Raw genomic sequence first — 13901 nt, 5'->3', positions numbered from 1 at the left:
GCTCCCGAACGTTCAGAGACGGATACCCGGATTGAGCCGTCTGCGCAGTTCGACAAGTCGGTCGGTCGGCCGAGGCGACGTTGGGTCGGGCTCCGCGCGCGGCGCGCAGTCAGCGGCCCGCACCGGCGCCTTTCCGTGCAGCAGGTAGTCCTCCAGATAGGCGGTGGCGCAGGCGTTGGCGCCACCCGTCACCCCGTGCGTACCGGCGTCCCGCTCGGTCACCAGGGCCGAACCGGCCAGCCGCTTGTGCAGCTCCAGGGCCCCCTCGTACGGCGTCGCCGCGTCCCGCTCCGCGGCCAGGATCAGCGTCGGCGGCAACTGGCCCGGCGAGGTGCGGACTTCGGCCGGCCGCCCGCGCGGCGCGGTCCAGTAGGCGCACGGCAGATTCATCCAGGCGTTGTCCCAGGTCTCGAACGGCGCGCGCCGCGCCAGTGCGGTGTTGTCGCGGTCCCACACCGCGAAGTCCGTGGGCCAGGGCGCGTCATTGCACTCGACCGCCGTATAGACCGCCCCGGCGTTCTCGCTCTCCGCGGCGGCGGCCGGACGGGGCGAGGCCTGGGCGATCAGCGGCTGCTGATTGCCCTTCAGATACTCGGAGAGGGCCGTGGCGCGCGTCGGCCAGTAGTCGTCGTAGTAACCGGCCCCGAGCATCGCCGCCTGGAGCTGGCCCGGCCCGACCTTGCCGCCGGCCGGCTTGTGCGCGACCCCCGCGCGTACCCTCTCGTAGCTCTGTCCCACCTGCTCGGCGTCGGTGCCCAGGTGGTACGTCGCGTCATGCTTGGCCACCCAGGTACGGAAGTCCTCCCAGCGCCGCTCGAACGCGACCGACTGGTCGAGGTTGTTGCGGTACCAGATCTGCTCGGGGTCCGGGTTCACGGCGGAGTCGAGGACCATCCGGCCCACGTGCGAGGGGAAGAGCGTCGCGTAGAGCGCGCCGAAGTAGGTCCCGTACGAGGCGCCCATGAAGGAGAGCTTCTGCTCGCCGAGCGCCGCGCGCAGCACGTCCAGATCGCGGGCGTTGTTCAAAGAGTTGTAGTGGCGGAGCGCGGGTCCGGCGGCGCGGGCACAGCCCTGCGCGTACGCCTTGGCCTCGGCGATCCGCTCCCGTTTGTACGACGCGGAGGGATGGACGGGGGACTGCGTCGGGGCTTTGATGTAATCCGCCGGATCCTCGCAGGAGAGCGGGGCGGACCGGCCCACTCCGCGCGGTGCGTAGCCGATGAGGTCGTACGCCTCGGCGATCCGCTTCCAGTGGGGCACCTCGGCGACCATCGGGAAGTACATACCGGAGGCGCCGGGACCGCCGGGGTTGAAGACCAGCGCGCCCTGCCGCCGCTCCGGACTCCCGCTCGCGGGCACCCGGCTGACGGTGAGGCCGATCGTCCTGCCGTCCGGTTCGGTGTAGTCGAGCGGGACCTCGACCGTGCCGCAGACGAGGGGGTCGGGCAGCCGCTCGGCCTCGGGGCAGGCGCCGAACGTGATGCCGGCGGTGGCGGCGCGCTCGGCGGCCCGCGCGACACCGCGGGCCGCGCTGATCGTGGGGTGAGCGCCGCCTGCGTCGGCGGCGTCCACGGGAACGACGACGAGGGCCGACAGGACCACGGAGCCGAGGGTGGTCAGCGCCCCGTATTTCGCTACTGCTCTCATCGCTTTCCCTTCCGTACGTACGGATCGGAGGATGATCCGCAGACAGAGGGTCAGCAGAGCGGCGGGGGCGGACAAGTATCCGTACGCGGTGTCGGTCGCAATGACCCCGATGCGTCGTCCGGCCACTCCGAAGGGTCCGAGCAGTGGCCGGACGGTACGGGATGTGCCGCCCGGACCGCCCGGACCGCCCGAACCGGCCAGGACCGCCCGGCGGCTCCGGAGCCCTACGATCCCCCGCCGCCACCCCCGCAGCCGCCGCCCCCACCGCAGCTGCTGCCGCCTCCGCCGCCCCCGTCCGACCCGCCGCCTCCGCAGGAGCTCGCGCCACAGCCCGACCCCGAACCGCCGCATCCCGTCCCCGAGCCGGGCTCGGCGCCGTAGCACCAGGCCACCGCGGCCGTGGACAGATGGTCCGCCGGCGCGAAGTCACGCCCCGGGCGCATCCGCGCGGTGGTGCGCAACTGCTCCCGCAGCTCCGGGTCCGGCACCCCCCTCACCCCGTGCGCCGCGACCTGGTCCGCCGCCGAGTAACCGAGCCCCGCGACGTAGTCGCGCAGCGCCCGCCGTCCCGCTCGGGTGATCCGCCGCCGGGCGACGGACGCGCAGACGAACCCCGTGATCATGCCCGCGAACAGGACCGGCAGCAGGGAGAACGCCCACATCCCGCTGGGACCGAACTCCAGGGAACCGAAGGTCACCAGCGCGCCCGCGACGAACGACAGGGGCAGGGCGACGAAGCAGAGCACCCCCTGGGTGACGCCCCAGGTCCGCCACGGGCGCGTCCGCGCGCGTGGCACCACCAGCCCGCGCGCCGCGAGTGCGTCGCCCACCTGCTGTACGGCGGGGGCGCGCATCACCGCGAGGCGCAGCGCCTGCAGGGCGCCGGTGGGCGCCTTGGCGTGCTCCTGGAGCACGGCCCGCTCCACCGGGTGGTACGCGACCCGCTGGAGTACGGCGACGATGCCGGGGCCGCCGACGGCCAGCCGGCCGTCCGCCCGCATCCCGGCGAGCGCGGCGTCCACGACCCTGCCGGGACCGCCGCCGAGGAACGAGGCCTCCCACACGTCATGGGCGGCCGGCGTCCCCGTCACCCGGGCACGGGACCGGACCACTCCGGCGATCAGCAGGACGGAGGAGAGGGCGACCGCGAGAGTGACCGCGGCGAAGAGGATCGTCGTCATCGCCCCTCACCTCCCGGCCAGCGCGGCACGGGCCACACGGAGGAGACGGGTCGCCCGGCGCGGTGGCCGCGCGGCGGCCCGCTCACGCCACCAGAGGGTCAGCCGCCGCCGGGCGGCGGAGTCCTCGGGCCGCCCCTCGATCAGCAGACTCTCGGCGAAGTCGAGCGCGTCTCGGCGGTATCCGGCGCGCATGGGCGTGTGCGCGGCGTACGCCAGGAACGCCGGGCGGAAGCCCTTGCCGAGGATCTCCGGCAGATCGGGGGCGACCTTGGCGACGACGCCTGCGCGTTTGGCGGCGAGGGCGTGGCTCTGCACACGCAGCCGCCGCGGATCGAACCCCTCGGGTACGGGCGTACCGGCGACCAGCGAGGAGAGCAGGGCGGTCTGGCTCAGCGCGAGCCGGCCGCGGGCGGCGTCGGTGTCGGTATCGGTGTCACCAGGCACTGTCCGGCACATCCCGCCCGGCTCGCGACGCCCGGCACGCGCGCTGGCGGCCGTGATCGTCTCCCGGATCGTGGTGAGTTCACCGGCCAGCTCCGTCGCGGGCGGGAAATCGTCGTCCCGTTCCAGCAGGACGCCCGGCGGGGCGACCCGGGCGCGCAGCTCGGACAGTACGTCCAGCACCGGCGCGGTGACCGGGTGCGCGTGGGTGTCGTGCCAGACCCCGTCGCGCTCGATCCCGCCCGCGACATGGACGTACGCGATGGCCTCGACCGGCAGTTCGTCCAGGGCCTTCGCGGGGTCCTCGCCCCGGTTCACCTTGTTGGTGTGCAGATTGGCGACATCGATCAGCAGCCGTACGCCCGTGCGCTCGACCAGCTCCGCGAGGAACTGCCCCTCGCTCATCTCCTCGTCCGGCCAGTTGATCAGCGCGGCGATGTTCTCCACGGCGAGCGGCACGGGGAGCGAGTCCTGGGCGATCCGGATGTTCTCGCAGAGCACGCGCAGGGCGTCCCTGGTGCGCGGGACCGGCAGCAGATGACCGGCTTCCAGGACGGGCGACGCGGTGAGCGCCCCGCCGGCCCGTACGAACGCGATGTGCTCGGTGACCAGCGGGGAGCCGAGGGCCTCGACGCGCTCCGCGAGATCCGCGAGCCGCCCCGCGTCCGGCCGCTCCGCTCCGCCGAGGCCGAGCGAGACCCCGTGCGGTACGACGGTGACGCCGCGTTTCCGCAGCCGTACCAGCGAGTCGGGCAGATGGCCGGTGCAGAGATTCTCCGCGACGGCCTCGACCCAGTCGACGCCGGGCAGCGCCTCGACGGTGTCCGCGATCTCCGGGCGCCAGCCGATGCCGATCCCCAGCTGTGGTGTGTCGTTCATGGCTCCCCCTCCTCGGTGTCCGAGGCGTTCCCCTGTCCGCGACGGGCGCGGTCCGGAGGTGATGACCCCGTGGCGCGCCGGTGAATCCTCAGTGGGGGACGTTCAGAGGTTGATTTGAGGTTCCCCACGCGCGACCGGGTTCCGCGCGGAGGGGAACCGGATGACAGGACCGGGCTCTACGGGTCGGTCCCCGGCGCCGGCCGGTCGGTGTTGATCGCCGTCGGTGCGCCCGGTTGGGTGGAGGGCCGGGAGGTGAAGGTGTCGTTGCCGGTGGGCGCCACGGCGTCCGGCGCGGGCGGCAGATTCCCGTTCGGGGGCGGCGGTCCTGTCGGGCTGGCCGTCAGGGTGCCCGCCGCCTCGTTGGCTAGGGCGTCGAAGTCGACCATGCCGGTGGCCTCCAGCATCGTGATGTGGTCCAGGACGGTCTGGTTGGCGTCGCTCGCCAGCTGCCGTATCAGTGTGTTCCTGGTGGTGTGCCGGACCTGCGCGATCAGTGCGAAGACCTTGCCGTGGGCATTGCGCAGCAGATTGGCGAACTTCCGCTCGTACTCCTGGCCGGTGGCCGCCGACAGCTCCCTCAGCCAGCCCTGCTGCTGCTCGTTCGGCTGGTTCGGCAGCTCGACCCCGAGCTTCGCCGCGACATCGCGGGCCCGCTTGTCGAGATCGGTGTGGCCGACGACCAGATGGTCACCGCACTCCTTGATCGCCCGGCTGGGGGCGCGTTCGATGGCCTGCTGTCCGGCGGGCAGCTCCCAGAGCCCGGCCAGCCGCACCTTCACCAGAAGATCGCGGTCGGTCGCGGAGAGCGGGCCCCACTGGGTGGCCACGCTGGAGGCGTTGAGGTTCGCCTGACCGGTGCCGGAGCGGTCGGCGTAGGACCATACGGGGAAGGCCAGGGCCCCGACCGTGACGACCAGTGCCGCGATGATGAGCGCCGTACCGTTGATGCGTCGCAACAATGTGCTGCCTCCCGAACCGAATTCCGACACCGCTGACCCGACCGTCGGCCTCGCCGCCGGTTCAACCCGCGTCGCGGTACCGGGAGATACGTACGGTCCGGCCGCGGTGTTCAGCTCCGCAGCGCCGGATGATCAGCGACCACGGTGCACGAGCCGGGTGCGATCTCGGTGAACCCGGCATCACGGACCACCGGCAGTCCACCGGCGGTCAGTTCGCGCCAGCGCCTCGCGTCGGCGGTACGTACGGCGAGCGGGAAGCCGGCCTCGCGCCATGCCTTGCGCTCCGTCTCCGACAGCTCCCACCAGGCGAGTTGGGCGCCGTGCCCGGCCTGGGCCATGGCCTTTCCCGCCGACATGTCCAGATCGGGGCTGAACCAGAGCACGGGCAGCGCCGGGTCCGGCGCGGGCGGCGCCTCGGCGTCGGCCAGTTCGGTCCCGGAGACCTGGAGCTTCGCCAGCTCCTTGGGCCAGCCGTCGAGCGGGACGGGCGGGAAGACCCGTACCTCGGCGGTGGCCGCCGTATCCGTCGTGGGCCCCTCGCCCAGGACCGTGAGCCCGGGGAGCGCGGAGGCGCGGCGCCACTCCGCGCCGCGCGCCCTCCGTACCACCTTGCGGATCCGGGCGTCCTGCCAGTCCCGCATGGCCCGCGCCCACTCGCCCTCACCCACCGACCGCTCGTCGGAGAGCATGACGAGCACCGCGCGGGCCGCCGTCTCCAGCGCGTCGGTACGGGCGGGCGGCGCGGCCTTCTCGATCCGGACCACCAGCGGCAGTACGAACTGGGGGGCCTCGTCGCGGGAGGTCCGGTCGGGCACGCCGTCGCCGCTGTCGCTCATGTCACTGCTCACCGGTCCAGTCTGCCAGGGGCCCCGGGCCCGCTTTCCCGGGCGGATTTCCTGGGCACACCTTTCTTGGGCAAACCTTTCTTGGCGGAACGGGCGCGTCCGGGTGACTATGCACGGCATGAAGAGCGATCTCTTTTCCGCCGAGTACCTGGCGCAGCCGGCCGCCGCCCCCGGGATGACGCTGCAGAACGCCAAGTCGATCAAGTACGCGGTCCATGGTGAGATGTACGCACGGCAGGGATCCATGATCGCCTTCCGCGGGAGCCTCCAGTTCGAACGCAAGGGCCAGGGCATCGGCGGCATGCTCAAGCGGGCCGTCACGGGCGAGGGCCTGCCGCTGATGAGCGTCAAGGGCCAGGGCGAGGCGTGGTTCGCGCAGGACGCCGCCAACTGCTTCATCGTCGAGATCGAGCAGGGCGACGCGCTCACCATCAACGGCCGCAATGTGCTCTGTTTCGATCCGACCCTGTCGTACGAGATCAAGACGGTGAAGGGCGCCGGGATGACCGGCGGCGGACTGTTCAACAGCCTCTTCACCGGCTACGGGAAGCTCGGCGTCATATGCGAGGGCAACCCCATCGTGATCCCCGTCACGGGCCAGGCCCCGGTGTACGTCGACACCGACGCGATCGTCGGATGGAGCGCGCAGCTCTCCACCTCGCTGCACCGGTCGCAGTCCGTCGGTTCGATGATCCGCGGCGGCTCGGGCGAGGCCGTCCAGCTGATGCTCCAGGGCGAGGGCTTCGTCATCGTCCGGCCGAGCGAGGCCACCCCGCAGAAGGCCACCTGACCCGCGCGGGGAGTGGCGGACGGCGCGCTCGGGCTGACCGCCGTCCCGCCGGGACACGTGCGGTCAGTGGCTCATCAGCTCGGAGACCTTGACGAACCGGTAGCCCTGCTTCCGCAGCTCGGGGACGATCTGCTGTACGGCGTCCTCCGTCACCGGCGCCGCGCTGCGCGTGCAGTGCATCACCACCAGTGACCCGGGCTTCACACCCTCCAGCACCTGCTGCGCGACCGCGTCCGCGTCCGTGGCGAAGGCGTCGCCGCTGACGACGTCCCACTGGACCGCCGTCACCTTCGAGGGCGCCAGCGCCCGGAGCGCCGTGTCGTCGTAGCAGCCGCCCGGGAAGCGGAAGTACGGCATCACATTGCGCGCGCCGGCGTCGCGGAACGCGGTGAAGGCCCGCTGCACGTCCTCGTTCATCTTCGTCTCGTCCACCCGCGGCAGCCCGTAGCAGTCGGCTGTGAAGGCGTGGTGACTGTAGGAGTGGTTGGCGATCTCGAAGAGCGGATCCTCGCCGATCGCCTTCGCCTGCGTCGGGTACTCCTCGGCCCAGCGGCCCGTCATGAAGACCGTCGAGGGCACTTCCAGCCTGCGCAGCAGGGCGATCAGCGAGGGGTTGTCGAACCGCTCGCCGCGCGCCGCCCGGGTGCCCTGATCCGCCGTCATATCGGCGTCGAAGGTGAGCGCCACGGTCTTGCCCGCAGCCGGGTTCCCGCGCTTGAAGACCGGGGTCAGCCCGCCGGGACCGGGGGCCAGGGTCGGCGGTGCCTTCACCACCGCGGAATTGGACGTCGCGGCGGCGCGCGCGCCGGAGGAGCCGGAGGTCACGGCCTTCCCGGCGCCGTCGGCGCAACCGGCGAGGGAGGCGCCCAGAACAGCGGAAATGGCGAGAATGCGTACATATGTGGTCACTCACGGAAAATATATGATGATCCGCCCGGAATGGTCGCACGGCACTCGCCCATGCCGAAGTCGCCCCGTAGGGTCCCGCTCGGGATCAGCCCGTCTCCAGCAGCTCCCGGCGGCACTCCTCGACATCGAAGTCGGCCTCCGGATACACCGGGTCCAGCGCCTCCAGATGTTCGAGCAGCAGCGTGCTGATCGCCCAGTTGCGGTACCACTTGCGGTCCGCCGGGACGAGGTACCAGGGGGCCGCCGGCGTCGAACAGCGGGACAGGGCCAGCTCGTAGGCCTCCCGGTAGTCGGGCCACAGAGCGCGGTCCTCGATGTCGGACGGGCTGAACTTCCAGTGCTTGTCCGGGTTGTCGAGCCGGGCCAGGAGACGGTCGCGCTGCTCGTCGTGGCCGAGATGGAGGAAGACCTTCACGATCGTCACGCCGTTCTCGGCGAGCACTTCTTCGAAGCGGTTGATCTGGCCGTAGCGGCGGCCCAGATCGCGCCGGGGGACCAGTTCCCGTACGCGGGTGATCAGGACGTCCTCGTACTGCGAACGGTCGAAGATCCCGATCTCGCCCGGCTCGGGCAGCGCCCGTCTGACCCGCCACAGGAAGGGGTGGCTCCGCTCCTCCGGGGTCGGCGTCTTGAAGGCCCTGACCCGGCAGCCCGACGGGTTGAAATGGCCGATCACATGCTTGATCGTGCCGCCCTTGCCGCTGGTGTCCATGCCCTGGAGGATCAGCAGCACCCGGCGCCGGTCGCCCGCCGTGCTGGCCGCGTACAACCGGTCCTGGAGACCGGCCAGGCGTTGCGCCAGCGGGGGGACGGCGGCCAGCGCCGCCGCCTTGTTCTCCGGGCCGCCCGGGGTGGCGCGGGAGTCGTACGAGGAGAGGTCGACGGGCTCGCCCTCGGGGAGGCGCAGCAGCTCACGCAGCGGCGGTGGCGGCTGTTTCCGCTGTCCGGCTTTTCTGTCCTTCTTGGCCACGGCGCACCCCTTAGGTCGGCTCCTTAGAGGGTGCGTCGGATCGCCGCGTTCTGCGACCGCTGACGCCGCCGGGGATCACTCCCGCCAGGGACCCGTCACCCGCGTGACGCACCTGTCGTGCGACAGGTGCGTCACGCGGGTCGGCGCCGCCTCGGGTGTCGCGTCAGACCAGCGACGCGCTCAGCGTGATGGTCGTGCCGGTGAGCGCCTGGCTGACCGGGCAGTTCACCTTGGCGTCCTCGGCCGCCTTCTCGAAGTCCGCGGCGTCCATACCGGGGACCTCGCCCTGGACGGTGAGGTGGATACCCGTGATGCCCGTGCCGGGCTGGAAGGTGACGTCGGCCTGGGTGGTCAGCCTGGTCGGCGGCGTGCCGCCCTTCGCGAGACCGTTGGAGAGCGCCATCGAGAAGCAGCTGGAGTGGGCCGCGGCGATCAGCTCCTCCGGGCTGGTCTTGCCGTTCGCCGCCTCCGCGCGGGAGGGCCAGGAGACCGCCTGGTCGGCGATGCCGGAGGAGTCGAAGGTGACGGTGCCCGTGCCCTGGAGGAGGTTGCCCTCCCAGACCGTGTGCGCCTGGCGCGTGGTGGCCATGGTGGAACCCTTCTGCTTGGTCTTGGTGATACGGGTGTGAGTACAGCAGATGCGATGACGCGAGATGGCAAGGCTTCGACATGTCAAGGCCCTGGGGCGCAGCGGCGTTACGGCGCCGCGGAGTTGCGGCTCCGAACCTACTGGCCGACCAGCCCCTTCGCGTCCCGCGCCAGCGCCGTCAGCCGTGAGATCGCCCGGAAGTATTTCTTCCGGTAGCCGCCGTTCAGCATCTCTTCGCTGAACAGCCGGTCGAAGGGGAGCCCCGAGGCGAGGACGGGCACCTCCCGGTCGTACAGCCGGTCCGCGAGGACGACGAGCCGCAGCGCCGTCGACTGGTCGGGCACCGGCGAGACATTCGTGAGACAGACGGCCCGCACCCCGTCCGTGAGCGCTCCGTACCGGCTCGGATGGACCCGGGAGAGATGTTCGAGCAGGCCGGGGAAGTCGTCCAGGCTGGCGCCCTCGGTCGCGTACGCGGCCCGGGTCACCTCTTCGTCGGAGTACGGGGCGGGAGCGGCGGGCAGTCCCCGGTGCCGGTAGTCCTCGCCGTCGATGCGCAGCGGGCGGAACCGCGCCGACAGGCCCTGGATCTCGCGGAGGAAGTCCGCGGCGGCGAACCGGCCCTCGCCGAGCTTGCCCGGCAGGGTGTTCGAGGTCGCGGCCAGTGCCACGCCCGCGTCGACCAGCTTGCCGAGCAGGGAGGAGACAAGGACGGTGTCGCCCGGATCGTCCAGCTCGAACTCGTCGATGCAGAGCAGCCGATGGCCGCTGAGCGTCCGTACGGTCTCCTGGAAACCCAGCGCGCCGACCAGATTGGTCAGCTCCACGAAGGTGCCGAAGGCCTTCTGTCCGGGCATGGCGGGAGTGGCGTGCCAGAGGGACGCCAGCAGATGTGTCTTGCCGACGCCGTAACCGCCGTCCAGATAGACCCCGCGCGGTCCGGTGGGCGCCGCCGGCTTTCTGGAGAACCAGCGCCGCCCGCCGTGTCCGCCGTCGGCCGGGTGCGCCCCGCCGAGCCCCGCCGCGAACGCGCTCAGGACCGAGACCGCCTCGGTCTGGCTGGGCTGCCGGGGGTCGGGTACGTACGTGTCGAACCGTACGGAGTCGAAGCGCGGTGGCGGCACCATCTCCGCGACCAGCCGGTCGGCGGGGACACGTGGCTCACGTGCGCAGAGGGAGAGCGGGGCCGCTTCGGTTATCGACTGACGGCCGGACGCCGCGGTGGAGGACGACACAGTTCGTAACTCTATGCGCCATGCCAGACTGCTTCGCATGCGACGCCTGTTCCCTGTGACCGATCAGACACCCTCCGCCGCGGCTTCCGGAGGGGAATCAGCGGTTGTGTCCGGCGCGGACCGCGAATGGACGCTCGACGAGCTGGCGGACGCCTACGCGTACCCCGTCGGCGCGGGCGGCGGCACTGGTTCCGGCACCGGGGCCGAGGGGGGTGCGCGGCCCTGGCTGCGCGCCAACATGGTGTCCACGCTGGACGGCGCCGCCCACCACGAGGGCCGTTCGCAGTCCATCTCCTCCGCCGCCGACATGCGCGTCTTCGGCACTCTGCGGGCGCTCGCCGATGCGGTGGTGGTGGGTGCGGAAACGGTTCGCCAGGAGGGGTACCGGCCGGCCCGCGCCCGCGAGGCCTTCGCCGGGCGCCGGGCGGCGGCCGGCCAGCGGCCCGCGCCGGTGATCGCCGTGGTCAGCGCGAGTCTGGAGCTGGACTTCTCGCTGCCGCTGTTCACCGCCGCCCTCGCCCCGACGCTGGTGCTGACCGGCGCGGCGGCCCCCGCGGAGCGGATCCTCGCGGCGGAGAAGGCGGGCGTGGAGGTGGTGATCGCCGGGGACGGCCCCGAGGCGGACCCGGAGCGTGTCGTGCGCGCCCTGGCGGATCGCGGACTGGTCCGGCTGCTCACCGAGGGCGGACCGCGGCTGCTCGGGCAGTTCGTGGCGGCGGGACTGCTGGACGAACTCTGTCTGACCGTGTCTCCGATGCTCACTTCGGGGTACGCGCAGCGCATCACGGGCGGTCCGGCTCCCGCCGTGCCCGAACGGTTCGCGCTGGCGTCGCTGCTGGAGCAGGACGGGTTCCTCTTCACCCGGTACCGGCGCGTCTGATCGACCCGGCACCCGGGTGTCTGACAATCAGCGGAATTTGTCGTTCCGGTTAGCTTCCGCTGGGCAGACTTAACCTCATGGACCCCGTGCGGGCACGGGGAAGGATGGTTTCAGCAGTGGGCCGCACGGCCCTGGAGGAAGAAGGGCGCCTGTCGTGTTCACAAGCGTATTGATGATCGAGAAGCCCCTGTCGTCGGAGGACGTGGAGTTCGTCACCACCCTCCACGGCGACGAGGAGATCTCGTTCGTGGTGCTCATGCAGCCGCGTGGCGACCAGGCCGATCTGCTGCTGCGGGCCATCGACGACATCGCGATCGGCGAGCTGCGGGACGCGGCCAGGGAGGACGAGGTGCCCGAGGGCAAGGCGGCCAGACAGCCCGCCGAACTCGCCCTCGAACACTCGCTGGCGCTGCTGCGCGGCCAGGGCTCCGCGGCCACCGGCCAGGTCGTCGAGGAGCATCCGCTCGACCGGCTCAAAGAGGTCGTGGACGAAGCAGGGGCCGACGAGGTGATCGTGCTCACCGAGCCGCACTACGTGGAGGAGTTCTTCCACCGGGACTGGGCGTCGCGGGCGCGGCACAAGGTCGGCGTACCGGTGCTCAAACTCTTCGCGCACAGCGAATAAGCTGGATCCGCTACAGCTGCACGCTGTACCCCGCCCGCGTCCTGGGCCCGCCTGCACCTTGGGAGAGAACACGTATGGCACCGGCACCCGGTATCCCCGCAGCCATGGAACGGCCGCACTTCATCGGTATCGGCGGCGCCGGAATGTCGGGTATCGCCAAGATCCTCGCCCAGCGCGGTGCCAAGGTCGCGGGCAGCGACGCGAAGGAGTCGGAGACCGCGGAGGCGCTGCGGGCGCTGGGGGCCACCGTGCATATCGGCCATGCCGCCGAGCACCTCGCGGACGACGCCTCGTGCGTGGTCGTCTCCAGCGCGATCCGGGCCGACAACCCCGAGCTGGCCCGCGCCGCCGAGCTCTCCGTACCCGTCGTGCACCGCTCCGACGCGCTGGCCTCGCTGATGGGCGGGCTGCGCGCGATCGCCGTCGCCGGCACCCACGGCAAGACCACCACGACCTCCATGCTGGCCGTCGCCCTCACCGAACTGGGCCTCGACCCCTCCTACGCCATCGGCGGCGATCTCGCGGGGCCCGGTACGAACGCCCGGCACGGCGAGGGCGAGATCTTCGTCGCCGAGGCGGACGAGAGCGACCGCAGCTTCCAGAAGTACGACCCCGAGGTCGCGATCGTCCTCAATGTCGAGCTGGACCACCACGCGAACTACGCGTCGATGGACGAGATCTACGAGTCGTTCGAGGCGTTCACCGGCAAGATCGTCCCCGGTGGGACGCTGGTGATCGCCGCCGACCAGCCCGGCGCCGTCGAGCTGGCCTCCCGGGTCCGGGCTTCGAGCGCGCTCAAGGTCGTCACCTACGGGGCGGCCGAGGACGCCGACATCCGCGTGCACAAGGTCACCGCACGCGGTCTGACCAGCGAGGTCACCGTACTGCTCGACGGCCGCTTCCTGACCTTCACCGTCTCGGTCCCCGGCCGGCACTACGCCCACAACGCGGTCGCCGCCCTCGCCGCCGGTATCGCCCTCGGTATCCCGGCGCACAATCTGGCCTCGGCGCTCGGCGCGTACACCGGGGTCAAGCGCCGCCTCCAGCTCAAGGGCGAGGCCGCGGGCGTGCAGGTGATCGACTCGTACGCCCACCACCCCACCGAGATGACCGCCGACCTGGAGGCGATGCGGGCCGCGGCGGCCCCCGGCTCCCGGCTGCTGGTGGTGTTCCAGCCGCATCTGTTCTCCCGTACGCAGGAGCTGGGCACGGAGATGGGCCAGGCCCTGGCCCTCGCCGACGCCTCGCTTGTGCTGGACATCTACCCGGCCCGCGAGGACCCGCTGCCCGGTGTCACCAGCGCCCTGATCACCGACGCCGCCGAGGCGGCGGGCGCCACCGTCACCGCCGTCCACGACAAGGGATCCGTCCCCGAGGCGGTCGCGGGAATGGCGCGCCCCGGTGATCTCGTTCTCACCATGGGCGCGGGCGATGTCACGGACCTCGGTCCCGACATCCTGGCCCGGCTCGGGGACTGACCCGCCGGGGCAGCCGGGCCCGTCCGACCGACTGAGGAGAGCGCATGCCGTACGACATCGACAAGCCGGACGAGCAGTGGCGCGCGGAGCTGACCGACGCGGAGTACCAGGTACTCCGCAAGGCCGGCACCGAGCCCGCCTTCACCGGCGAATACACGGACACCAAGACGACCGGCGTCTACTCCTGCCGCGCGTGCGGCGCCGATCTCTTCCGGTCCGACACGAAGTTCGAGTCGCACTGCGGCTGGCCGTCCTTCTACGACCCGAAGGACACGGACGCGGTCGAGCTGATCGAGGACCGCTCCCACGGCATGGTCCGCGTCGAGGTCCGCTGCGCACGCTGCGGCTCGCACCTCGGCCATGTCTTCGAGGGCGAGGGATACCCGACCCCGACGGACCAGCGGTACTGCATCAACAGCATCTCGCTGCGGCTGGCCCCTGACGAGAGCTGACCGGGCGCGGTGGGGACGGCC

General features: G+C 71.7%; 14 protein-coding genes. 5 read left to right on the top strand and 9 right to left on the bottom strand.

The window, feature by feature from the left end; translation table 11 throughout:
• Positions 1-12 precede the first annotated feature (12 nt).
• The 5 genes from M1203_RS02790 to M1203_RS02770 all read right to left on the bottom strand — a co-directional run bounded on the left by M1203_RS02790 (position 13) and on the right by M1203_RS02770 (position 5943).
• Complete coding sequence (locus M1203_RS02790; RefSeq protein WP_249947831.1) at positions 13-1647, bottom strand: alpha/beta hydrolase; 1635 nt, start codon at positions 1645-1647, stop codon at positions 13-15.
• A gap of 224 nt (positions 1648-1871) precedes the next feature.
• Positions 1872-2828, bottom strand: a complete 957-nt coding sequence (locus tag M1203_RS02785) for a TIGR04222 domain-containing membrane protein (protein ID WP_249947830.1) — start codon at positions 2826-2828, stop codon at positions 1872-1874.
• Positions 2829-2834: 6 nt separating this feature from the next.
• Positions 2835-4148 carry a DUF692 domain-containing protein gene (locus M1203_RS02780; RefSeq protein ID WP_249947829.1) on the bottom strand — a complete coding sequence of 438 codons (1314 nt, stop codon included), beginning with the start codon at positions 4146-4148 and terminating at the stop codon, positions 2835-2837.
• 176 nt (positions 4149-4324) lie between these two features.
• Entirely contained in the window at positions 4325-5104 is a 780-nt protein-coding gene (locus M1203_RS02775; RefSeq protein WP_249947828.1) for a DUF4142 domain-containing protein, read from the bottom strand.
• Between the two features lie 113 nt (positions 5105-5217).
• The gene (locus M1203_RS02770; protein WP_249947924.1) at positions 5218-5943 is read right to left on the bottom strand and encodes a peptidyl-tRNA hydrolase; all 726 of its coding nucleotides are present in this window, start codon (positions 5941-5943) and stop codon (positions 5218-5220) included.
• A 127-nt stretch (positions 5944-6070) separates the two neighbouring features.
• On the opposite strand from M1203_RS02770, the gene M1203_RS02765 reads away from it, so the two are divergent.
• Positions 6071-6742: an AIM24 family protein gene (locus M1203_RS02765; protein ID WP_249947827.1), complete on the top strand. Its 672-nt coding sequence runs from the start codon at positions 6071-6073 to the stop codon at positions 6740-6742.
• 63 nt (positions 6743-6805) lie between these two features.
• Here M1203_RS02765 and M1203_RS02760 read toward each other — a convergent pair whose 3' ends face one another.
• The 4 genes from M1203_RS02760 to zapE form a co-directional block, all read right to left on the bottom strand.
• Positions 6806-7567 (bottom strand): polysaccharide deacetylase family protein, encoded by a 762-nt coding sequence (locus M1203_RS02760; protein ID WP_374401667.1) that lies wholly within the window; start codon positions 7565-7567, stop codon positions 6806-6808.
• 169 nt (positions 7568-7736) lie between these two features.
• Positions 7737-8621 (bottom strand): PPK2 family polyphosphate kinase, encoded by an 885-nt coding sequence (locus tag M1203_RS02755; protein ID WP_249947825.1) that lies wholly within the window; start codon positions 8619-8621, stop codon positions 7737-7739.
• 163 nt (positions 8622-8784) lie between these two features.
• Positions 8785-9210 (bottom strand): OsmC family protein, encoded by a 426-nt coding sequence (locus M1203_RS02750; RefSeq protein ID WP_249947824.1) that lies wholly within the window; start codon positions 9208-9210, stop codon positions 8785-8787.
• Positions 9211-9347: 137 nt separating this feature from the next.
• Positions 9348-10445 carry a cell division protein ZapE gene (gene zapE / locus M1203_RS02745; protein ID WP_249947823.1) on the bottom strand — a complete coding sequence of 366 codons (1098 nt, stop codon included), beginning with the start codon at positions 10443-10445 and terminating at the stop codon, positions 9348-9350.
• A 37-nt stretch (positions 10446-10482) separates the two neighbouring features.
• Here zapE and M1203_RS02740 point away from each other — a divergent pair, with 37 nt between their 5' ends.
• The 4 genes from M1203_RS02740 (at position 10483) to msrB (ending at position 13880) form a co-directional block, all read left to right on the top strand.
• Positions 10483-11325, top strand: a complete 843-nt coding sequence (locus M1203_RS02740; protein ID WP_249947822.1) for a pyrimidine reductase family protein — start codon at positions 10483-10485, stop codon at positions 11323-11325.
• 154 nt (positions 11326-11479) lie between these two features.
• Positions 11480-11950, top strand: a complete 471-nt coding sequence (locus M1203_RS02735; RefSeq protein ID WP_249947821.1) for an indole-3-glycerol phosphate synthase — start codon at positions 11480-11482, stop codon at positions 11948-11950.
• A 74-nt stretch (positions 11951-12024) separates the two neighbouring features.
• A complete protein-coding gene (murC, locus tag M1203_RS02730) occupies positions 12025-13428 on the top strand; it encodes a UDP-N-acetylmuramate--L-alanine ligase (protein WP_249947820.1) in 1404 nt (467 codons plus the stop codon).
• 44 nt (positions 13429-13472) lie between these two features.
• Positions 13473-13880 (top strand): peptide-methionine (R)-S-oxide reductase MsrB, encoded by a 408-nt coding sequence (gene msrB, locus M1203_RS02725; protein WP_030350719.1) that lies wholly within the window; start codon positions 13473-13475, stop codon positions 13878-13880.
• The last annotated feature ends 21 nt before the right edge of the window (positions 13881-13901 follow it).

This window comes from Streptomyces sp. 35G-GA-8 (assembly GCF_023534745.1).
Taxonomy (GTDB): Bacteria; Actinomycetota; Actinomycetes; order Streptomycetales; family Streptomycetaceae; genus Streptomyces.
Note: the sequence above shows the minus strand (reverse complement) of the source record. Positions and strands in the feature narration are given on the sequence as shown.